The sequence below is a fragment of the Empedobacter sp. EJD.6dd genome, assembly GCF_057369435.1.
Window position 1 is genome coordinate 2906052 of record NZ_CM170667.1, and the last position, 22789, is coordinate 2928840.

Below are 22789 nucleotides of genomic sequence, written 5' to 3' on the forward strand. Positions count from 1 at the left end.
ATTAAATTTGCATAAATTTAAAGGCAATAATAATGCCAAGTAAAGATACGAAACTTATCAACAAATATAAAAGATTATGGCAAAATTAACAACTCGTGCTGAGGATTATTCTAAGTGGTACAATGAGCTTGTTGTAAAGGCGAATCTAGCTGAAAATTCGAAAGTTAGAGGTTGTATGGTGATTAAACCTTATGGTTATGCTATTTGGGAAAAACTACAAGCAGAATTAGACAAAAGATTTAAAGAAACTGGTCATCAAAACGCTTATTTCCCCTTATTTGTTCCTAAAAGTTTATTCGAAGCCGAAGAAAAAAATGCAGAAGGTTTTGCAAAAGAATGTGCTGTAGTTACACATTATCGATTAAAAAATGATCCTGACAATAAAGGAAAATTGATTGTTGATCCAGAAGCAAAATTAGAAGAAGAATTAATTGTTCGTCCAACTTCAGAAGCAATTATTTGGAGTACATACAAAGGTTGGATTCAATCTTATCGTGATTTACCAATTCTGATTAATCAATGGGCAAATGTTGTTCGTTGGGAAATGCGTACACGCTTGTTTTTAAGAACAGCCGAATTTTTATGGCAAGAAGGACACACAGCTCACGAAACCAAAGATGAAGCAATTGCAGAAGCGCAACAAATGCAAGAAGTATATGCAGATGTGGTAGAGAATTTTATGGCAATTCCAGTTGTAAAAGGAAGAAAGTCAGATTCTGAACGTTTTGCAGGAGCAGATGATACATATACAATCGAAGCATTAATGCAAGATGGTAAAGCTTTACAAGCTGGTACATCTCACTTTTTAGGTCAAAATTTTGCGAAAGCTTTTGATGTAAAATTTGCAAGTAAAGAAGGTAAGCAAGAATATGTTTGGGCAACTTCTTGGGGAGTTTCTACTCGTTTAATGGGAGCATTAATTATGACACATTCAGATGATTTAGGATTAGTTTTACCTCCGAAATTAGCACCAATTCAAGTTGTAGTTGTTCCTATTTATAAAACAGAAGAGCAATTAGAAGAAATTCGTCAAGTGGTTGATAAATTTTCATCAGAATTGAAAGCGAAAGGAATTTCGATCAAATTTGATGATGATGATAAAACAAAACCAGGTTGGAAATTTGCAGAATACGAATTGAAAGGTGTTCCTGTACGTATCGCAATTGGACCAAAAGATTTAGAAAAAGGTCATGTTGAGGTTGCTCGTCGTGATACGTTAGAAAAACAATTTATTGCGTTGGATAATGTATCAACTGAAGTAGAAAAATTGTTAGAAGAAATCCAAGCGAATTTATTCAATCGTGCTGTAGATTTCCGAGATACTCATACAACAGAAGCTTCAACTTTTGAAGAATTCAAAGATATTATTGAAAATAAAGGTGGATTTGTTTCAGCTTTATGGGACGGAACAGAAGAAACAGAAGAAGCTGTGAAAAATGCGACGAAAGCAACTATTCGTTGTATTCCTCAAGCTTTCGAAACTCCAACAGAAGGAGTGGATGTTTTTTCAGGAAAACCTGCAAAATATAGAGTTTTATATGCGAAAGCGTACTAAATTTTAGAAAAAATATATCAAATAAAAAAGGAGCTATTAATTAGCTCCTTTTCTATTTTGATGTCTTTTACTGTGTAATTCTTTTAATGTCGCTCGCTGTTCTGGCGTAAAAACATTATTTATTTCATTAAATTCTTTTTGACGAACTTCTTTCATTTTCTTTTTCAATTCCAGTTTTTCGTCTTTGTAACTATCTTCGATTTGTTTGATTTTGATTACTTGCGCATCTGTCAAGTTCAAATCTTTTTTTAATTGTTGTAATTTCTGCTCTCTCGATCCTTCATTTCTATCTTGAGCCGAAGCAGTTGTTAAAGTGAAAGCAATTAATCCCAAACCTAAATATTTATAAAATGCTGTTCTCATAATTATCAACTTTTTTTTGTTTATTTATTCTTAAGACTATAAAAAATGAAAAAGGTTTAAAATAGATTTTGTTAAATTTTTTTATTGAAAGAAACAATAACTTATAAAAGATTGTAACAATACATAATTTACTTCGACAGATTCTTTTTGAATATTTTTTATTTAGAATTAAACCTTTTAAAAAAAGGTTTGTCTAATAAGTTGTAAAATTTAAAACTACAAAAAGAAAATTGAACAAATGAGGTTAAGAAATTTATTTGCTCTGGTTTTTATTTGTATTTGTGCAGGATTGAATGCACAAGATCTTTTAAAAATCAGGGGTAAAGTCTTGTCAAGTGACAACAAGCCCGTGGAGTACACAACCATAACGCTTGAAAGTACAGAGGATGGAGTTGTAGCAGAAGGTGCTACAGATGCAAAAGGAGATTTTGTTGTCGAAGCAAAAGCTGGAGATTATATTTTGGTGATAGAGCCAATGGGGTATGATGCGATAGAAAAGCAACTAAATTTAACATCGGCATTAGATTTAGGAACTTTTACAGTAAAAACATCGCAAACAGTTTCGTTAGATGCAGCTGTTGTAACAGCGGAAAAACCAATTTATAAAGTAGAATTAGATAAAAAAGTCTACGACATGGCGAATGATCCTATGTCGCAAGGACAATCTTTGTCTGATGCTTTAGCAAATGTACCATCTGTACAAGTAGATGCAGAAGGTAATGTTTCGTTAAGAGGAAATGATAATGTAAAATTCTTGATTGATGGAAAACCATCGGGAATGTTAGGCGTTTCGAGTGTAGCAGATGCTTTAAAAAATATTCCAGCTGAAAATGTAGAACGTATCGAGTTGGTTACAAATCCATCTGCACGTTACGAAGCTTCGGGATCTGCAGGTATTATTAATATTGTATTGAAAAAAGGTTCGAATACAGGTTTTAATGGTTCTGTAACATTGAATGGAGGAATTCCAACAATGGTAGGAGGAAATGTAAATTTAAACTACAAAACAAAAAAGTATAATATTTACACGACTTTAGGTTCTCGATATGCAGATCGTGCAGGAGAAGGAGAAGTTTTCACTACATACTTTGATAGAAACTCTACTAATATCACAAGTTTTAGAGGAACGAATCGTGACAATGATCGAATCAGAAGAAATTACAATATTCGATTAGGTGGTGAATATTACTTAGATGATAAAAATACTATAGGATTATCTGCTGGTTACCGTTACAATAATGGAAACAACAATGCTTTGGTAAATTATAATTATTATGATACAGCAATGAATTTTTTACGTAATGAATATAATGTTCAAGACGAAAAAGAAATTGAGAATAACTTTGATGCAGATTTTAATTATAAACATGAATTTGATAAAAAAGGTCACGAATTTGTATTTACTGGACGTGTTTCACTTCAAAAAGAAGATGAAGATGGAAATGTGTTAAATTATAAAAATGCAAACGATATTTCATCAAGAGTTACAGATAATTTAGAAGATCAAACAACTGTTGTCTTAACAGCAGATTATGTTCGTCCTTTTGGAGAAAAAGGTAAATTTGAGTTAGGTGCTCGTGCTGATTTTAATAACAATAAAACAGATAACAAAACATTTAACGTTACGCCAACTGGTTTAGTTCCAGATAACAGTTTCTTTGCAAACGTAGATAATCAACAAAATGTATTTGCGGCTTATGCACAATACGGAAATGCAATTGGAGAGAAGTTTCAATACTTTGCAGGTTTACGTATGGAGAGTTCTGACATGGAAATTAAAAACCATACATCAAACGAAAAAATCTCTAAAAAATACACAGATTTATTCCCGACGTTAACATTAAATTACAAGTTTACAGATAAAAATGAGCTGCAATTAAGTTATTCGCGTCGTGTACGTCGTCCAATGGGATTCATGTTAATGCCTTTCTTTTCTGCAACAGATGATAGAAATGTTAGAAATGGTAACCCGGATTTAAATCCAACATATACAAACTCATTCGAGTTATCTTATATTACAACAGTTGGTAAATTGATGGTGACACCAAGTTTATTTTATCAAAGAACAACTGATGTAATCAATCAATTTCAACGTCAATATACTAAGTTAAATATTTCTGATAATACATTACAAGATGTATTTGTTACGAAGCCAATCAATGCTGGTGACGAAGATCGTTACGGTTTAGATTTAACAGCGACATATAAGCCAGCTAAATGGTGGAATTTAATGTTTAATGTTAATTTATTTGGTTACAAAAGAACAGGATACTACGAAGAATATAATGAAAGTATTGATAAAGTAACAGGAGAAACAATTACAAAATTAGATTCTCAGGATTTTTCTGGAGATGGATTTAGTTCACGTGGACGTTTATCATCTAATTTTACTTTACCAGCTGATTTCAAAATTCAGGTTGCTGGGAATTATATGGGAAGTATGAAGACGGCTCAACAAAAAATTGAAGATAACTTGTCTATGGATTTCTCTTTATCAAAAGATTTATTCAATAAACAAGCAACGTTATCATTCAATATTCGCGATGTATTCAATTCGAGAAAAAGAGAGTCTACAACATACGGAATTGACTATACAAATTACGAAAGTATGCGTTGGATGAAACGCTCTTTCAACTTATCATTTACATATCGTTTTAAGAAAACGAATGAAAAGGAGAAAAATAGACAACGTCCTGATGGAGAAGAAATGGGTGGAGAAGAAATGCAAATGCAAACACAATCTCCTTCTTAATAGTTATAGAAATCGAATAAAAAAAAAGGTTGTCCAATTTTGGACAACCTTTTTTTGTTTATTCAATCAAGCAAAAATTAAGATTTGTTTTTTAACAAGTCACGAATTTCAGCTAATAATTCTTCTTGTGTTGGACCAGCTGGAGCTTCTTCTACTGGAGCTTCTTTTTTCAATTTGTTGATTCCTTTAATCATCAAAAATAAAGCAAAAGCTACAACTGTAAACGAAATAGCAGCAGCTAAAAAGCTACCATATTTAATTGCAGTTCCAGGAATAACCAAAGCAGCTAAATTTTCGGCATGAATAGCTTTTAAAGCTGGATTTAAAATTGCAGGTGTAATAATATCTTCTACCAAAGAAGTTACAATTTTACCAAAAGCACCACCGATAACTACACCGACAGCAAGATCAATAACGTTGCCTTTTACAGCAAACTCTTTAAATTCTTTAAAAAATCCCATAAGTTTAAATTTATTTCAAAGTTTATAATATTTATTTTGGTTGATTTGTATCTAATCTATTTTTTGATGAGATAAATAAGTAGATTCCAATTAACATAAAAGGAATACTTAAAATTTGACCATTGTTTAGTCCAATATTTAAAGCTTGAGCAACAGCTTCTTCTCCTTGATTTTCTTTATAAAATTCGACAACAAATCGTATTAAAAATAATAAAAATAAGAATACTCCTAACATGGCACCCAAATATTTTCTTTTATCTGTTTTATTGTACATATAAAGCATGATAAATCCTAAAATGACATAACCAATCGCTTCATAAATTTGAGCTGGGTGACGAGGAATTACTTCTCCATAGCCCAAACTTTGTTGATGAAACTTTACTGCCCAAGGTAAATCTGATGCTTTTCCTACAATTTCAGAATTATAAAAATTTCCAATTCGAACAGCTGCTCCACCAAATGGAACCACAACTGCCATCCTATCTAATAACCACAAAACATTGCGGTGTAAATATTTTCTACTAAATAAATAAGATGTTAAAATAACTCCTAATGCAGCTCCGTGACTAGCTAATCCACTAAATCCAACAAATTCATAATCTTGTAATAATCCAAAGAAAGCACTTTGCCCTGGTGCATGTTGAACAGGTAAAAATACTTCGATAGGTCTTTCTATAAAAGCTGCTGGGTCATAGAATAAATATTCACCTAGTCTTGCTCCTACAATTGCTCCTATAAACGTGTATAAAAATAAAGGATCAAGTAATTCTTTTTTCTGATTCTCTTTTTTGAAAATATTCGACATCAAATACCAACCTACTACAAAGGCTACTATCCAACATAAACTGTAAATATGTATTTTGAATCCTGCTATTTCAAATAAATAAGGTTTTGGATCCCAATCGATAAACGAAATTAAGTTAATCATTAATTTTTCTTTTTAGGTACAGGGTCGTATCCATGTCCTCCCCAAGGATGACAACGACCAATTCTTTTAGTTCCGAGCCACAAACCTTTCAATAAACCATGTTCTTTTAGCGCTTCTATCATATAAGACGAGCAAGTTGGTTGATATCTACAATTGCTTCCCATCCACGGAGAAATTGCTAATTGATAAAAACGAACCAATAAAATAAATGGTTTTATTAAAATATTGTTCATCTCGCAAAGTTAATCAATAACAGAAATAAAAAAGAATCAATCCAAAAGTTTTGTCCTTTGCAGATTGATTCTTATATTTTTATAGTTAAACCTATTTTTTAATATAACTTGCAGGATCTAAAGCTTTGTACGACCAGTTTTGTAAAAACTCTAATACAACTTTCGGATCATGACCTTTCGTTTCCTTACTTTCTAAATAAGCAGAGTTTTGTGTATGAATTAAGTTTCCTTTGTCATCTAAAATAACAAAAACTGGAAAACCAAAACGCTCAGGATGTTTTAAAGCAGCCAACGTTTCTTCGTTTTTATTTTTAGGAGAATAATTCACATGAACTACCTCATAATTATTGGCGATGTAATCTTTTATTTCTTGATTTTCTTTTGTCAATTTATCAAACATCATGCACCAAGCACACCAGTTTCCACCAACTTGTAATAAAACGTGTTTTTTTTCAGCAGAAGCCTTTTGTACTGCATTCGCAATATCTACTTTCGGGTTTGCTTCTTCATTATAAATTTTTGGCTTTTCTGTTTGTTGACCAAATGCAAAACTTAATGAAAGTATCATTAAGCTAAAAAACATTGTTAATTTTTTCATTTCAAATTCTAAATATTCATTCGAATTTACAATAAAAAATTATGCCGAAAACGTTTTTCTACGAATTAATAATATTGTAGCATAAATTTAGTTTTTCTTGAACTGAATTTATTTCTCCATTTTTTTCATTCTTTTTGATTTGATTAATTAAATTGATTGAGAATTTAGATTCAAATTCTAATCGATCTAATTCAATTTCATAAAAATTAATTTGATGATGAATCTGGTTAAAGTAGTAATTTACCAAATCGGTATACATCAATTTAAGTTCTTGATTAACTTTGATAAACTCCACAAATTCTTGCACTTCAATCAAAAATTCAATCATTTTTTTGTTGATTTCTGATTGTTTATCTTTTAGTTCAATCTTTTTCAAATAATCAGTTGATAAAGCAATTTTATCACCCAAAAGTTGGTGCTTTCTTGTTAAAATTAAAGCACATTCTAACGCTTTCTTCATCATTTTAATTTTTATTCTATTACAAAGAAAATAAATCTAAATGCCAAAATACGTCGCCGAAAAAATCATTCATTTTGACAAAACATTCGCTAACTTTGAAATCTAAATAGGATTTTATGAATGCGCCTTTAGCTGAAAGAATGCGTCCAAAAACGCTCGAGGAATACATTAATCAGAAACATTTGGTAGGAAATAATGGTCCTATAAAAATGATGTTGCAACATGATATGATTGCTTCGATGATTTTTTGGGGACCTCCAGGGACTGGTAAAACAACGCTTGCTCAATTGATTTCCGAATTGACAGATCGTCCTTTTTATACCTTAAGTGCTATAAATTCTGGTGTAAAAGAAGTGCGCGAAGTAATAGAAAAGGCAAAGAATCAGAATCTATTTTCAGGAACAAAAAATCCTATTCTTTTTATTGATGAAATTCATCGTTTCAATAAATCGCAACAAGATAGTTTGTTAGGTGCTGTTGAAACAGGTTTGGTAACATTGATTGGTGCAACAACCGAAAACCCTAGTTTCGAAGTTGTTCCTGCTTTACTTTCTCGAGCGCAAGTTTATGTATTAAAACATCTTGAAAAAGAAGATTTAATTGATTTAATAGAACGAGCTGTAAAAAAAGATACGGTTTTATCTAAATTAAATATTGAATTAGTTGAAACAAATGCATTATTAAGATATTCGGGAGGTGATGCAAGAAAACTGTTGAATGGTTTGGAGTTGGTGATTAATAGTTTTTCTCCGATAGATAAAATTATTATCAACGATGAAATTGTTCATGAACGTATTCAGCAAAATTTAGCACGTTACGATAAAACAGGTGAGCAACATTACGATATTATTTCGGCATTTATCAAATCGATTCGTGGATCAGATCCAAATGGAGCTGTTTATTGGTTGGCACGAATGATAGAAGGTGGAGAAGATTTAAAATTTATTGCACGTAGAATGTTAATTTCAGCCTCAGAAGATATTGGTAATGCAAATCCAACAGCGATGATTTTGGCAAATAATACATTTCAGGCGGTTTCAGTAATTGGTTATCCAGAATCTCGAATTTTATTAAGTCAGTGCGCTGTTTATTTAGCAAATTCACCGAAGAGCAATGCAACATATTTGGCAATTGGTAAAGCGCAACAAATAGTAAAACAAACTGGAGATTTAGCTGTTCCGTTGCATCTGAGAAATGCACCAACCAAGTTGATGAAAGATTTGGATTATGGAAAAGAGTATAAATATTCACACGATTTTCCAGGAAATTTTGCTGAGCAAGAATTTTTACCAGATGAAATTTCGGGAACTACTTTTTACGAACCTGGAAATAATAAGCGTGAACAAGTAGATAAACAATCTCTTAATCAGAAATGGAAAGGGAAATATGGATATTAAAACAAAAATCTCAGTTAATCATTTATTAACTGAGATTTTAAGGTTTGGTTGATTTTTTGGTTTAGATTGGTTATAATCTATGTTATAAGGTTGGTATAAATAATATTGCAAGTACTGTGCCAAAAAGTTAATAAAATATAAAAAAAGACTTAATAAATTGTAAAACAAAGTAAATGAAACAAATACAAATTATAAACGGACCTAATTTAAATTTACTTGGTGTACGTGAACCAGAAATTTATGGAACACAAACATTTGAAGATTTCTTTATTGAAATAAAAAAGCAATTTCCAGATGTTTCATTGCATTATTATCAGTCAAATCACGAAGGAGATATAATTGATAAATTGCATGAAGTTGGCTTTAAATATGATGGAATAGTTTTAAATGCTGGTGCATATACGCATTATTCGTATGCAATTGCAGATGCAATAAAGGCAATTACAACAAAAGTTATTGAGGTTCATATTTCGGATATTTATGCACGTGAAGATTTTAGAAAGAATAGTGTTACAGGAGAAAGTTGTTTAAAAATAATTTCAGGAAAAGGATTGCCTGGTTATATAGAAGCTGTTAATGATTTTGTGAAATAATTAATAATCATTATCTTAACATTATATAAAAAAAAACTATTACCTATGAAGAAAATTATTTTAGGAATATTTGCAGGTTTTGCACTTATTGGATGTAATGCAAAAGCAGATAAGAATAATGCGGAGCATAAAGCACAAGCAATGACTGCATGTGAGCAAGCGGCAATTACGCCAGGAATGTCGGTAGCTAAACAGGGTTTGATTAAGAAATATTGTGATTGTTCAACGGATAAAATGTTAGATGAATTTACTTATTCAGAAATGTTACAAATGAATAGTCCGTCGAAAGAGTTACAAGATCGATTGATGAAAGTTATTGAACCTTGTATGAATGATTTGAAAACTAAATCTGCTGAATTGGGAGAATAAAATTAAAAAAGTCGGAACATAGTTCCGACTTTTTAATTAATATTTCTTTTTATATTTTTCTTTATTGAACTCATCAACAAGCTTTTCATTCAGGCTATCTATATATCCAAGAATTTCTAGTTTACCAATTTGGCTGGTTGCAGAACTTACAAATATTTTTGGTAATTCTTCCCAAGTTTTCAATAGTTCATTTTTATAATGATTCAGATTTTTTTGCATCTGAGAACTTGTTAATTTATCCAATTTTGTAAAGACTATAGAAAATGGAATTTGTTTTTTTCCTAGCCATTCCATAAACTGTAAATCGATGTTTTGCGGAGTGTGACGAGAATCTATCAATAAAAATACATTGACTAAATTTTCTCTAAATTCAATGTAATCATAAATCATTTTATTAAAACCTCCACGGACTCCTTTTGGTGCTTTTGCGAAACCATAACCAGGTAAATCTGCCAAATACCAAGTATCATCCATTTCGAATGTGTTGATAAGTTGCGTTTTTCCAGGAGTAGCAGAAGTTTTAGCTAAAGCTTTTTTGTTGGAAATCATATTGATTAAAGATGATTTTCCAACATTAGATCGCCCAATAAATGCATATTCTGGTTTGAATGGCGGTGGGCAATCTGTATATTTTTGCGAACTTGTTACGAATTCAGCTTTTTTGATCATAATTATGCTTTAGTGGCTGGGTCTAATTGTTTTTCGATTAGCCATTTATGTAAAATCTCGTTGAATAATTCAGGATGTTCCATCATTGGAGCATGACCACATTCATCAATCCAAAATAACGAAGCATCTGGTAGTTCTTCATTAAACTCAATAGCAACTTCTGGAGGAGTTACATTATCTTGTTTTCCCCAAATTAAACAAACAGGCATTTTGATATCTTTTAAATCATCTTTCATGTTAGATTTAATAGCATCTCTTGCAATATATAAAGTTTTGATTGCTTTATTTCTGTCATTTACAGTGTCAAAAACATCGTCTACAATTTCTTTTGTTGCAACATTAGGATCGTAAAAAACTTCGCGTGTTTTACGTTCTACATATTCATAGTTACCACGTTTCGGATAAGTTTCTCCAAAAGATTTTTCGTATAAACCAGAACTTCCTGTTAAACAAAGTGCTTTTACAAACTCTGGATGTCTATGGCAAACCATCAAACCTATGTGTCCACCTAAAGAATTTCCGACTAAAATAGCTGGCTCCTTTACGATTTCCTCTACAAACTTTGCAACATGCTTTGCAATGTTCTTGATATTTGTACTAATCACAGGAAGCGAATATATAGGTAATTCTGGAGCGAAAACCTTGTATCCTCTTGCTGCATAAAAACTTGTAAGTGAGCTAAAATTGCTAAGTTCACCCATCAAACCGTGAAGTAAAACAATTGGTTGTCCTTCTCCTTCTTCTATGTAAGAGAACTTATCTTTTTTCTTTAAGCTAAAAAACATTTACTCGATATTAAGTCGACAAATTTAATTAATTATATTTTTTAAATAGTGCTTTATCTAAAAAACTTTAACATTCTGATTTTCTATTCATCAAAACAAGGTCTATATAAATGCTAAAACATGAAAAAAATAAGGTATTTGCGTTATAAAAATCCTAACTGTTTGATACTAAATTTTAAATTGTTGATAACTATTTCAATAAAAGTGGTAAAAAATGGTAATAAGTGGTAATTTTTTTTCTATTTTTGAAAAAATTCTATCATGAATTCATTAATTGGAACATATGAGTGTAAGGTAGATACAAAGGGGAGGCTCCCATTACCAGCGGGTTTGAAAAAACAATTGGCTGATTGTATGGAAGATGGCTTTGTGTTGAAAAGATCTGTGTTTCAAAATTGTTTAGAACTGCATCCAATGAAAGAATGGGAAAAAGTGATGAATGATTTGAATAAATTGAACCGATTTGTGAAAAAAAATAATGATTTCATTCGAATTTTTACGGCTGGATTAAAAATTGTCGAAGTTGATACAACTGGAAGGTTACAAATTTCAAAAGATTTAGTGAAATTTGCAGAAATTAATAAAGAAGTAGTTTTGAATTCTTCTGTAAATATGATCGAAATTTGGGATAAAGACAAATACGAAGAGTCGATTAATGTAGATGATTTAGATTTTGCTGCTTTGGCAGAAGATGTAATGGGAAATTTAGGTGAAGATGAGCGAGTATCATAATCCAGTATTATTAAAAGAAAGTGTTGACGCATTAATAATTAATGAGTCGGGTATATATGTAGATTGTACGTTCGGGGGTGGAGGACACTCGCGTGAAATATTAAATCGTTTAGATCAAGATGGGAAATTATTTTCATTTGATCAAGATGTAGATGTAATTCGTAACAAAATTGACGATAATCGATTTGAGTTAGTTGAGCAAAACTTTCGATTCTTGAAAAATAATTTAAGAATTCGTGGGGTAAAACAAGTAGATGGTGTTTTAGGTGATTTGGGAGTTTCTTCTCATCAATTTGATACGCCAGAACGTGGTTTTTCAACTCGCTTCGATGGAGAGTTGGATATGCGAATGAATCAAAATGCAAAACTTTCTGCAAAAACAATTATTAATGAATACGAAGAAGAAGATCTTGCTCGTGTTTTTTATGATTTTGGAGAGTTGCAAGGTTCATATCGTTTGGCGAGAGAAGTTGTGAAAGCAAGAGCAGATAAAGAAATCAACACAATTGATGAATTGAAACAAATTTTTTCTTTCATTCCAAAAATGAAAGAAAATAAATTTTTCGCTCAAATGTTTCAAGCTTTACGTATAGAAGTGAATGATGAAATGGCTGCTTTAAAAGATATGTTGACGCAATGTGGAGAGGTGATAAAACCTGGTGGACGTTTGGTGATTATTTCTTATCATTCATTAGAAGATCGTTTGACGAAACGCTATATGAAAAACGGTATGTTTGAAGGTGAGCCAGAGCGTGATATCTATGGGAATTGGTCAGCTCCATTTAAGCCTTTGCAGTCAAAGGTGATTGTGCCAACGCAAGATGAAATAAATGAAAATCCTAGAGCGCGTAGTGCGAAAATGCGTATTGCAGTTCGAAACGAGGATGAATAAATAAGAAATGGCAAAAAAGAAAAAAATATTACCAGAGAAAAAAACTTTCACAGGTTTGTTGAGGGGTGAGTTTTTAATTAAAACTGGCTCGGAACAAAATTGGAAGTTTATGTTGTATTTGGTAGGTTTAGCTTTTTTGAGTATTTCGAGTTCGCATTTAGTAGATCGAAAAGTAGTTCGTATCGCTGAATTGCAAGATAAAGTTGAAGATTTAAAATCTCAATATACAGATAAGCATCGCGATTTGATGCGTATGCAATTAGAAACAGAAATCTTAGAGCGTACAGCAGTGTATGGTTTAAAGATTCCAGATAAACAACCTTATTATATAGTAGACAAAGTTTATGACGAAGTCAGCGAAAAATAAAAACAATATTGTCATCAAAGGATGGGTGTTTGCCGGCGCGCTTGCGATTTGGGCCATCTTTATTATTGTTTTTATGTTTCGAATTAATATTATAGAAGGGGTTGAATTAGAGCGTTTTGCTGAAAAGAATAATTTTAGGCTAGATACAGTTACAGCAGAACGTGGTAATCTGTATGCTTCCAATGGCGCTTTGATGGCTACTACTGTTACAAAACATAATATTTATGTGGATTTATCAGTAATCAAAGACGAATTATTCAAGACTGAAATGCATAATCTTGCTGACTCTTTAGGTAAGATGTTTACAAAATCACCTTCTTATTTTTACGACAAATTTTCTACAGAGCGTAAAAAGAAGAATCGCTACATGATGTTGGTTAAAGATTTGAATTATGAGGAGTATCAACGAATCAAAAAATTTCCAATTTTTAACAAAGGTCAAAACAAAGGTGGATTTATTCATGAAACTGAATCAAAAAGAGAATTAATTGTTCAAGATATTGGTGTTCGTACAATTGGATACGATGATCAACGTGGAAAAGTTGGATTAGAAGGAGCTTATTCTGATTTGTTAAGCGGTATAGAAGGTCGTCGTTGGGAACAATTTATGGGACGCGGTAAATGGAAACCAATGAAGAGTTGGGAGCAAGAACCACAAGCGGGTTCATCTGTTTACACAACAATTGATGCTGACTTACAAATGGTAGCGTACGATGCGTTGTATAAACAACTTTCTGAATTCGAAGCAGAACATGGAAGTGTTGTAGTGATGGAAGTTCAGACGGGTAAAGTTCGTGCAATTGTAAATTTATCTCGTAAAAAAGACGGAACATACATTGATGATTATAATTATGCCGTTGGTGAAGCTGCAGAGCCAGGTTCAACTTTTAAAACAGTTTCGTTGCTTGCTGCAATGGACGATGGGTTTATTAATAAAAACTCAACAGTAGAAACAGGTGGTGGAAGTTATAAATTCTATGGTCGTACAATTACAGATACTCATGGTTATGGAACGTTAACTGTAGATGGAGTAATGAAAAAATCATCAAACATCGGAACGGCAAAAATCATTAATAAATTTTACGGAGAAAATCCAAAAGCTTTCTTCGAAAAGATGGATAAATGGAATATGACAGCTCCACTTGGAGTTGATATTCTTGGAGAAGGAAAACCAATTATGCATCGTCCGGATAGTAAATCGTGGAGCAATATTACATTACCTGTAATGGGATATGGATATGGTTTACAATTAACTCCAATTCAAATTGTTACTTTTTATAATGCTGTCGCAAATAATGGTAAAATGTTGAAGCCATTATTCATGGATAAAATTACACGTAAAGGTGAGCCTGATAAAATATTCGAGCCAGTTGTTTTGGTTGATCAATTAACTTCTTTGGAAAATGTAAAACAAATGCAAGAAATGCTTCGTGGTGCAGTAGAACAAGGAACAGGTCGTATTATTAGTAATAGTAATTATGATATTGCTGGTAAAACAGGGACAGCTCGTGTTGATTATTGGAAGAAAGATGGTAAAGGAATGCAGTATCGTGCTTCGTTTGCGGGGTATTTTCCAGCAGGAAAACCAAAATATTCTTGTATCGTTGTCGTGCATAAACCAAATACAGCCAAAGGGTTTTATGGAGGTAGTGTAACGGCTCCGGTTTTTAAGAAAATTGCCGATTGGGTATATTCAAAAACTCCCATACCTTTGCCACGCGATTTAGTAAAAAAGAACGCGGTGAAAGAGTTTAAAAAAGGAGATAATATTAATGTTAGCGAATCTAAAAATATAGTGCCAAATGTTACTGGTCATACAGGATCTAAAGCAATCCCGGTATTAGAAAATTTAGGTTTAGATGTACAATATTCAGGATTTGGAAAAGTGACAAATCAATCCATTCCTGCGGGAACAAGATTTAAGAAGGGTGAGACAATTTATTTAATGTTGGAAGGATGAGAAATTTAGTTGATTTATTATATAAAGTTTCCATCTCAGAAACAATTGGTTCAACAAAAGTTGAAATCAATAATATTCAATTTGATTCAAGAAAAGTATTAAACGATGATGTTTTTGTCGCTGTAAATGGAGTTACAGTTGACGGTCATCAGTATATAGAAAAAGCAATTAATTTAGGTGCTAAAGCAATTGTTTGTGAAATTTTACCAGAAAATTTAGTTGAGGGAATCGTATATGTAAAAGTTGAAAATTCAACAATAGCATTAGGGATTTTAGCTTCTAATTTTTATGGAAATCCAACAAAAGATTTAAAGCTTGTTGGAGTTACAGGGACCAATGGGAAAACAACTACGACAACATTGTTGTACGAATTGTTTACAAAGTTAGGGTATGCTTGTGCATTAATTTCGACAATTAAAATTGTGATTGATGGTGAAGAGATTCTGTCTACGCATACAACGCCAGATATTTTAACATTAAACAGAATGTTTCGTGAAGCGGTGGATAGAGGATGCGAATTTGCTTTTATGGAAGTTTCTTCGCACGGTATTCATCAAAATAGAATTGCAGGTTTGCATTTCGAAGTTGCTGGATTTACGAATATCACACACGATCATTTAGATTACCACAAAACATTTGCAAATTATCTTACAGCAAAAAAGAAATTCTTCGACGATTTACCAAAAACGTCAACAGCAATTTCTAATGCAGATGATAAAAACGGAAAAGTGATGCTTCAGAATACAATGGCAACAAAAAGATTGTATGCGCTAAAAACTGATGCAGATTTTAAAGGAAAAATTATTGAACATCAATTTGATGGAATGCAATTAGAATTCAACGGAAAAGAATTCTGGACATCATTAATTGGTCAGTTCAATGCATATAATTTATTATTAGTTTTTGGTGTAGCTTCTGTTTTAGGGCAAGATGAATTAGAAGTTCTAAAAGCTTTGAGTACACTTGGAAATGTTGATGGTCGTTTTCAGACTTTCAAAACAGAATCAGGAATTATCGTCATCGTAGATTATGCACATACGCCTGATGCATTAGAAAATGTTTTGAATACAATAGAAGGAATTCGTACTAAAAACGAAAAACTAATAACAGTAGTAGGTTGTGGTGGCGATCGTGATAAAACAAAACGCCCAGAAATGGCGGATATCGCGAGCGAAAAATCTAATCTTGCTATTTTTACATCAGATAATCCAAGAACAGAAGATCCAGAAGAGATTCTTCGTGAAATGGAAGTTGGTGTGAAAGCGCAATATTATAATCGCACCCTGAAGATTACAGATCGAAAAGAAGCTATAAAAACAGCGCTAAAAATGGCCGAACCAAAAGATATTATTTTGATTGCGGGAAAAGGTCACGAGACGTATCAAGAAATTAACGGAGTAAGAACACATTTTTCTGATGTAGAAATTGCATCAGAGTTGAGTAAAATATTGAACAAATAAAGAATGTTATACTATTTATTTGATTATTTAGAAGGTATCCATTTTCCAGGAGCGCGTATGTTTCAATACACGTCTTTTCGTGCGGGAATGGCAATTTTGTTGGCAATGTTCATCAGTTTGTTTTACGGAAAACGAATCATTAGTTATTTACGTAAAGAACAAATGGGTGAAATTGTTCGTGATTTAGGTTTAAAAGGACAAATAGAAAAAGCGGGAACGCCAACAATGGGTGGATTAATCATCATTATGGCAACACTAATTCCAACTTTACTATTTGCAAGGCTAGACAATATTTACATCATCATTTTGTTGATTTCAATGATTTGGTTAGGTGTAATTGGGTTTTTGGATGATTACATCAAAGTGTTTCGTAAGAACAAAGAAGGTTTAAAAGGTAAATTCAAAATTTTAGGACAAGTAGGTCTTGGAGTTGTTGTTGGATTAATGCTTTATTTCAGTCCTACAGTTACAGTAAAACATCAAGAAAATAGAGTAAAAGTTCCTGCAGGAACTGAGCAAATAGAATACAATCGACCAATTAAATTTGGTCCAGAAGAAAAAACGTTAGAAACAACAATGCCTTTCGTAAAAGGAAATGAATTTAACTATTCGGATATTTTATTCTGGATGGATGCGCAAGATCGTCCAACATGGGCAGTTGCAGCTATTTTCATTTTTGCGGTAATTTTTATTATTACGGCAGTTTCGAATGGTGCAAATTTAACAGACGGTATCGACGGTTTAGCAGCTGGTAGTTCCGCTGTAATTATGGCGGCGATTGCCATGTTTGTTTTCGTTTCGGGAAATATCATGTTCGCAGATTATCTGAATATCATGTTTATTCCTCGTTCCGAAGAAGTATTAATTTTCTGTGGTGCATTCCTTGGAGGTTTGATCGGATTTATTTGGTACAATACCTATCCAGCGCAAGTATTCATGGGTGATACAGGGAGTTTAACAATCGGAGGTGTAATTGCAGTTTTAGCAATTATTGTTCGTAAAGAATTATTACTGCCAATTTTATGTGGAATATTTTTCGCAGAAAGTTTGTCAGTAATGTTACAAGTGTCTTATTTCAAGTACACGAAAAAGAAATTTGGTGAAGGTCGTAGAATCTTTTTGATGTCTCCTTTACATCACCATTTTCAGAAGTTAGGTTATCACGAAAGTAAAATCGTGGTACGTGCCATTATCATCGGAATCATTTTAGCGGTAATCAGTATTATTACCTTAAAGATTAGATAAAAATGAAAAGATTAGTCGTTTTAGGAGGAGGAGAAAGTGGCGTAGGAACAGCTATTCTTGCGAAGAAAGAAAATTTTGATGTTTTTCTTTCGGACATGGGACAAATAAAAGACAATTATAAACAACTTTTAGAGGAGCACGAGATTGCTTATGAAGAAGGTCAGCATACAGAAGATTTAATTTTGAATGCAGACGAAATCATGAAAAGTCCAGGGATTCCAAAGAAAGCAGCGCTAATTCAGAAATTAGAAGCGAAAGGAGTTTCAATCATTTCTGAAATTGAATTTGCGTCTCGTTACACAGATGCAAAAATTATTGCGATTACAGGATCTAATGGAAAAACAACAACAACAAGTTTGATGTTCCATATCCTAAAGCAAGCTGGATTAAATGTAGGATTAGGTGGTAACATCGGAAAAAGTTATGCTAAATCTGTAGCAGAAGACAACTTCGATTATTATGTATTAGAAGTGAGTAGTTTTCAGTTAGATGATATCAAAACAGATTTCAAACCGCATGTTGCAATTTTGTTGAACATTACACCAGATCATTTAGACCAATATGACTATCAATTTGATTTGTATGCGAAGTCTAAATTCAGAATTACTGAAAACCAAGATGAAAACGATTATTTTATCTACAATTTGGATGATCCAAAAACAATGGAGATGATTGATCAGATTAATATTCGCGCTCATCGTAAACCGTTCACAATGATGGATGCAACAAATGAAGCATACGCAAACAATGAATTGTTCCGTGTGAACGATTCGAATGGTGATTTTACAATGTTAGTAAATGATTTAGGATTAATTGGTAAACACAATGTTTCTAATTCATTGGCTGCGGCAGTTGCTGCAAATATTATAGATATTAATAACGAGGAACTAAAAAAGAGTTTGTCTGATTTTAAATCGGTTGAACATCGTTTAGAACCTGTTTTAACAATCGGAGGAATTGATTTTATCAACGATTCTAAAGCGACAAACGTAAATGCAACATATTTTGCTTTAGAAAGTATGACGAAATCAGTTGTGTGGATTGTTGGAGGAACTGATAAAGGAAACGATTACAACGAAGTTTTACCTTTCGTAAAAAAGAAAGTGAAAGCAATAGTTTGTTTGGGTGTTGATAACACTAAAATTGTTGAATTTTTCAGTCCGTATATCGATACAATTGTTGAAACAAATAATATGGAAGATTGTGTTGCGCAATCATATAAATTAGCAACAAAAGGAGAAACGGTTTTACTGTCACCAGCTTGTGCAAGTTTCGATTTGTTCAAAGGTTACGAAGATCGTGGAGATCAATTTAAAGAAAACGTACGCAAATTATAATAACACAACTAACCAATGTCTAAAATCGTACAAAAATATTTTAAAGGCGATAAACCGCTTTGGGCTTTCATTTTATTGTTAGCACTATTTTCGTTCTTACCTGTTTATTCGGCAAGTTCTAACTTGGTTTACACAGTAGGTTCGGGAACTATTTTTGGACACTTAGCAAAACACGCTGTGATTTTGTTGATTGGTTTATTCATTATTTACGGATTACAACGTGTAGATTATCGTTGGTTTGGTTTATTTGCTTTAAGTGCGGTTGTTTTACTTTCAGGAGTTTTAGCGATAACGCTCGTGCAAGGACAGACAATTGGTGGTGCAAATGCAGCACGTTGGTTAACGATTCCTGGAACTGGAATTGGGATACAACCTTCTATGATAGCATCTCAGGCATTATTGATTTATATCGCTCGTTATTTGACAAAAAATAGAGACAAAGAATATACGTGGAAAAATACAGCAATACCATTGTTCCTACCAATTATTGTAATTGTAGGATTAATCTTTCCTTCTAATGGATCAACAGCGTTGATGTTAGCTGGAATGTGTGGAATATTGTTGATTATCGGTGGTTTTCCATTCAAATATTTATTTACAATTGCTGCAACAGGATTAATTCTTGGTGGTGGTTTTGTTTGGTTAGCGTTGTCTCGTCCAGATTTGGTTACAAATTCTCGTGTACACACGTGGATGTCTCGTATCGAGAAATTTAATGATGATTCTGGATTAGAAAGTTATCAAGTATTACACGCTAAAGCAGCTATTGCAAGAGGATTGAATGAAATGGCTGGACCAGGGAAAAGTGTTTTCAAACAAACTTTACCTCAATCATCTTCCGATTTTATCTTTGCAATTATTGTTGAAGAATATGGTGCAATTGGTGCAATTTTATTAATCGGAATTTTCCTTTTGATATTAATTAGAATCTGTATCATCGCCTCCAAAATCCATACAATATTTGGTACGTTACTTGTATTTGCAGTGGGCTTACCAATTATTATACAAGCCATGGTAAATATGGCGGTAGCGGTTAATTTAATTCCAGTTACTGGACAACCATTACCAATGATTAGTTACGGAGGAACATCCATTTGGATGACCTGTATTTCATTTGGAATTATTTTGAGTGTAAGTACTCAAATCAAATCGCAAGAAGAATTAGAACAAGATAGAAAAGTATTAAGTGAAGAATACATCGAAGACATCGCCTAGAGTTTTAATTAGTGGTGGAGGAACAGGTGGACATATTTATCCAGCCATTGCAATTGCAGACGAAATAAAACGTCGTTTGCCTGATGCACAAATTTTGTTTGTAGGAGCAGAAGGAAGAATGGAAATGGAAAAAGTACCAAAAGTTGGATATGACATAAAAGGTTTACCAATTTCTGGATTTGATAGAAGTAATATGAAAGCGAATTTAAAGTTTCCTTTCAAATTGATAAAAAGTTTAAGTCTTGCAAAGAAAATTTACAAAGATTTTCAACCAGACTTAGCAGTTGGTACAGGAGGATATGCGAGTGGACCAATGTTGTGGGTAGCGGGAAGCAAAAATGTTCCGATTTTATTACAAGAACAAAATTCGTTTCCAGGAGTTACCAACAAAATTTTGAAAAATAAAGCCAGTGCAATTTGTACAGCTTATGAAGGAATTTCGCAGTTTCCACAAGAAAAAGTGTATTACACAGGAAATCCGATTCGTGCTGAGATTTTTCAAAATTTACCTTCAAAAGCAGAAGCAATTTCAGCTTTTGGATTAGATCCAGAAAAACCAACTATTTTATCAGTTGGTGGTTCGCAAGGATCAAGAGCAATGAATAACGCTTGGTTAGAAAACCTTAACGAATTTGTTGCAAGTGGCGTTCAGTTGATTTGGCAAACAGGAAAGTTAGATTATCAAAAAATCAAAAATTTGGTTGGAGATAAATATCCAACGATTCATGTAACCGAATTTATTTACAACATGAAAGATGCGTATGCAGCTTCGGATATGATTGTTTCTCGTGCAGGAGCAATGGCAATTTCGGAATTGTGTATTGTTGGAAAAGCAACAATTTTGCTTCCATTACCAACAGCGGCAGAAGATCATCAAACCAAAAATGCACAAGCATTGGTAGAGAAAGATGCTGCTATTATGGTGAAAGATGCAGATGCAAAACAAAATTTGGTCAAAGAAGTAATTGCTTTGGCAAACAATGAAGAATTAAAAAATAAATTATCTCAAAACATCAAGCAATTAGGGAAACCGAATGCGACAAAAGAGATTGTAGATATATTATTGAATTTATTATAATGAATATTTTAGATAAAACATATTATTATTTCATCGGTGCAGGAGGAATCGGAATGAGTGCGTTGGAACGTTTCTTCAAATCAATCGGTAAAAATGTTGCAGGTTATGACAAAACTCAAACTGAACTTACTACTGAATTGATTGCTGAAGGAATTGATATTCATTTCGAAGATAACATCGAGTTAATTCCAGTAGGAATTACACCAGAAAATACGTTGGTGATTTATACGCCGGCGGTACCAAAAGATCATTCAGAGTTAAATTATTTTTTAGTGAATGATTTTAAAGTCATGAAGCGTTCTGAAGTGTTAGGTGAAATTACCAAACATACATACAATATTGGTGTTGCAGGAACACATGGAAAAACGACAACTTCGTCTATTTTAGGACATATTCTAAAAGTTGCAGATTTAGAAAGTACAGCATTTTTAGGTGGTATTGCAGAAAATTACGATTCTAATATCATTCTAAATGGTTCTAAATATACCGTTGCAGAAGCAGATGAGTTTGACCGTTCATTTTTACGTCTTTCTCCAAAATTAGCTATCATAACAAGTGATGATGCGGATCATTTGGATATTTATGGAGAGAGAGAAGAAGTAAAAAAATCGTTTCAAGAATTTGCAGCAATTGTCGAAGAAAAATTATTTGTTCGCAAAGGGTTAAATTTTGACAATGCTTTTACTTATGGTGTTGAGGAAGATGCAGATTATAATGCGCATAATGTAAGAATTATTGACGGACATTATGTTTTTGATGTAACGACTCCTCATGGAGAAATGCAAAACATCGGAATTTTGTTGCCAGGTCATCATAATATGGAAAATGCTCTTGCAGCATTGGCCGTAGCAGAATATTTAGGTATTTCTCTAGAGAAAATAAAAGAAGCTTTAGCAAGTTTTGTAGGGGTAAAAAGACGTTTTAATCGTTTTGAAATAAATGGAAAAGTTTATATTGACGATTATGCGCATCATCCAACAGAATTAAACGCAGCAATTCTTTCAGTTAGAGAGTTATATCCAGGTAAAAAAGTGTTAGGTGTTTTTCAACCACATTTATTTACACGTACAAGAGATTTTGCTGAAGAGTTTGGACAAAGTTTATCGCAGTTAGATAGTCTTATTTTATTAGATATTTATCCTGCAAGAGAGCTACCAATTGAAGGAATTACGTCAAATTGGTTGTTAGAAAAAGTAGATTTAAAAGAAAAAATAGTATCTTCATTAGAAGATAGTTTAGCAAACATCAAAAAACAAGATTTTGATGTGTTATTAACTGTTGGTGCAGGAAATATTGATACAATTGTTAAACCAATAAAAGAATGGTTAAGTGAAGCGTAA

Annotated in this window: 23 protein-coding genes; 15 read left to right on the forward strand and 8 right to left on the reverse strand. The window is 32.5% G+C overall.

Annotated features, from left to right (window positions below):
• The first annotated feature begins 76 nt into the window (after nt 1-76).
• The gene (proS, locus tag AC2I98_RS13610; RefSeq protein ID WP_486412203.1) at nt 77-1555 is read left to right on the forward strand and encodes a proline--tRNA ligase; all 1479 of its coding nucleotides are present in this window, start codon (nt 77-79) and stop codon (nt 1553-1555) included.
• A 36-nt stretch (nt 1556-1591) separates the two neighbouring features.
• Here proS and AC2I98_RS13615 read toward each other — a convergent pair whose 3' ends face one another.
• The gene (locus AC2I98_RS13615) at nt 1592-1918 is read right to left on the reverse strand and encodes a hypothetical protein (protein WP_486412204.1); all 327 of its coding nucleotides are present in this window, start codon (nt 1916-1918) and stop codon (nt 1592-1594) included.
• 238 nt (nt 1919-2156) lie between these two features.
• Here AC2I98_RS13615 and AC2I98_RS13620 point away from each other — a divergent pair, with 238 nt between their 5' ends.
• Entirely contained in the window at nt 2157-4670 is a 2514-nt protein-coding gene (locus AC2I98_RS13620) for a TonB-dependent receptor domain-containing protein (protein ID WP_486412205.1), read from the forward strand.
• A 77-nt stretch (nt 4671-4747) separates the two neighbouring features.
• Here AC2I98_RS13620 and mscL read toward each other — a convergent pair whose 3' ends face one another.
• The 5 genes from mscL to AC2I98_RS13645 all read right to left on the reverse strand — a co-directional run bounded on the left by mscL (nt 4748) and on the right by AC2I98_RS13645 (nt 7353).
• A complete protein-coding gene (mscL, locus tag AC2I98_RS13625; protein ID WP_486412206.1) occupies nt 4748-5131 on the reverse strand; it encodes a large conductance mechanosensitive channel protein MscL in 384 nt (127 codons plus the stop codon).
• A 31-nt stretch (nt 5132-5162) separates the two neighbouring features.
• Nucleotides 5163-6059: a prolipoprotein diacylglyceryl transferase gene (gene lgt / locus AC2I98_RS13630; RefSeq protein WP_486412207.1), complete on the reverse strand. Its 897-nt coding sequence runs from the start codon at nt 6057-6059 to the stop codon at nt 5163-5165.
• On the reverse strand, nt 6059-6292 hold the full coding sequence (yidD, locus tag AC2I98_RS13635; protein ID WP_486412208.1) for a membrane protein insertion efficiency factor YidD: 234 nt from the start codon (nt 6290-6292) through the stop codon (nt 6059-6061). Before yidD ends, lgt begins: the two co-directional genes overlap by 1 nt.
• A gap of 91 nt (nt 6293-6383) precedes the next feature.
• Complete coding sequence (locus tag AC2I98_RS13640) at nt 6384-6890, reverse strand: thioredoxin family protein (protein WP_486412209.1); 507 nt, start codon at nt 6888-6890, stop codon at nt 6384-6386.
• A 58-nt stretch (nt 6891-6948) separates the two neighbouring features.
• Nucleotides 6949-7353, reverse strand: coding sequence for a hypothetical protein (locus AC2I98_RS13645; RefSeq protein ID WP_486412210.1), 405 nt, complete (start codon nt 7351-7353; stop codon nt 6949-6951).
• A 113-nt stretch (nt 7354-7466) separates the two neighbouring features.
• Between AC2I98_RS13645 and AC2I98_RS13650 the strand changes: the two genes are divergently transcribed.
• From AC2I98_RS13650 to AC2I98_RS13660, 3 genes are all read left to right on the forward strand, one after another.
• Complete coding sequence (locus tag AC2I98_RS13650) at nt 7467-8747, forward strand: replication-associated recombination protein A (RefSeq protein ID WP_486412211.1); 1281 nt, start codon at nt 7467-7469, stop codon at nt 8745-8747.
• Nucleotides 8748-8920: 173 nt separating this feature from the next.
• Entirely contained in the window at nt 8921-9340 is a 420-nt protein-coding gene (locus tag AC2I98_RS13655) for a type II 3-dehydroquinate dehydratase (protein ID WP_486412212.1), read from the forward strand.
• A gap of 45 nt (nt 9341-9385) precedes the next feature.
• Nucleotides 9386-9709 carry a hypothetical protein gene (locus AC2I98_RS13660; RefSeq protein ID WP_486412213.1) on the forward strand — a complete coding sequence of 108 codons (324 nt, stop codon included), beginning with the start codon at nt 9386-9388 and terminating at the stop codon, nt 9707-9709.
• A 36-nt stretch (nt 9710-9745) separates the two neighbouring features.
• Here the strand turns inward: AC2I98_RS13660 and yihA are convergent, their stop codons facing one another.
• Both yihA and AC2I98_RS13670 read right to left on the reverse strand, forming a co-directional pair.
• Nucleotides 9746-10378, reverse strand: a complete 633-nt coding sequence (yihA, locus tag AC2I98_RS13665) for a ribosome biogenesis GTP-binding protein YihA/YsxC (protein ID WP_486412214.1) — start codon at nt 10376-10378, stop codon at nt 9746-9748.
• 2 nt (nt 10379-10380) lie between these two features.
• Nucleotides 10381-11163 (reverse strand): alpha/beta fold hydrolase, encoded by a 783-nt coding sequence (locus AC2I98_RS13670; protein WP_486412215.1) that lies wholly within the window; start codon nt 11161-11163, stop codon nt 10381-10383.
• A gap of 261 nt (nt 11164-11424) precedes the next feature.
• On the opposite strand from AC2I98_RS13670, the gene mraZ reads away from it, so the two are divergent.
• From mraZ to murC, 10 genes are read left to right on the forward strand one after another with little or no spacing between them, the layout of a single operon-like run.
• Complete coding sequence (mraZ, locus tag AC2I98_RS13675; protein ID WP_486412216.1) at nt 11425-11895, forward strand: division/cell wall cluster transcriptional repressor MraZ; 471 nt, start codon at nt 11425-11427, stop codon at nt 11893-11895.
• Nucleotides 11879-12787 carry a 16S rRNA (cytosine(1402)-N(4))-methyltransferase RsmH gene (gene rsmH / locus AC2I98_RS13680; RefSeq protein WP_486412217.1) on the forward strand — a complete coding sequence of 303 codons (909 nt, stop codon included), beginning with the start codon at nt 11879-11881 and terminating at the stop codon, nt 12785-12787. Before mraZ ends, rsmH begins: the two co-directional genes overlap by 17 nt.
• A gap of 7 nt (nt 12788-12794) precedes the next feature.
• Nucleotides 12795-13154, forward strand: coding sequence for an FtsL-like putative cell division protein (locus AC2I98_RS13685; protein WP_052217625.1), 360 nt, complete (start codon nt 12795-12797; stop codon nt 13152-13154).
• Nucleotides 13132-15114, forward strand: coding sequence for a penicillin-binding protein (locus tag AC2I98_RS13690; RefSeq protein ID WP_486412218.1), 1983 nt, complete (start codon nt 13132-13134; stop codon nt 15112-15114). Before AC2I98_RS13685 ends, AC2I98_RS13690 begins: the two co-directional genes overlap by 23 nt.
• Nucleotides 15111-16574: a UDP-N-acetylmuramoyl-L-alanyl-D-glutamate--2,6-diaminopimelate ligase gene (locus AC2I98_RS13695; RefSeq protein WP_486412219.1), complete on the forward strand. Its 1464-nt coding sequence runs from the start codon at nt 15111-15113 to the stop codon at nt 16572-16574. Before AC2I98_RS13690 ends, AC2I98_RS13695 begins: the two co-directional genes overlap by 4 nt.
• 3 nt (nt 16575-16577) lie before the next feature.
• Nucleotides 16578-17819, forward strand: a complete 1242-nt coding sequence (mraY, locus tag AC2I98_RS13700; protein ID WP_486412220.1) for a phospho-N-acetylmuramoyl-pentapeptide-transferase — start codon at nt 16578-16580, stop codon at nt 17817-17819.
• Nucleotides 17820-17821: 2 nt separating this feature from the next.
• Nucleotides 17822-19156: a UDP-N-acetylmuramoyl-L-alanine--D-glutamate ligase gene (gene murD, locus AC2I98_RS13705; protein WP_486412221.1), complete on the forward strand. Its 1335-nt coding sequence runs from the start codon at nt 17822-17824 to the stop codon at nt 19154-19156.
• A 15-nt stretch (nt 19157-19171) separates the two neighbouring features.
• Nucleotides 19172-20371, forward strand: coding sequence for an FtsW/RodA/SpoVE family cell cycle protein (locus AC2I98_RS13710; protein WP_486412222.1), 1200 nt, complete (start codon nt 19172-19174; stop codon nt 20369-20371).
• Entirely contained in the window at nt 20343-21449 is a 1107-nt protein-coding gene (murG, locus tag AC2I98_RS13715; protein ID WP_486412223.1) for an undecaprenyldiphospho-muramoylpentapeptide beta-N-acetylglucosaminyltransferase, read from the forward strand. Before AC2I98_RS13710 ends, murG begins: the two co-directional genes overlap by 29 nt.
• The gene (gene murC / locus AC2I98_RS13720) at nt 21449-22789 is read left to right on the forward strand and encodes a UDP-N-acetylmuramate--L-alanine ligase (protein ID WP_486412224.1); all 1341 of its coding nucleotides are present in this window, start codon (nt 21449-21451) and stop codon (nt 22787-22789) included. Before murG ends, murC begins: the two co-directional genes overlap by 1 nt.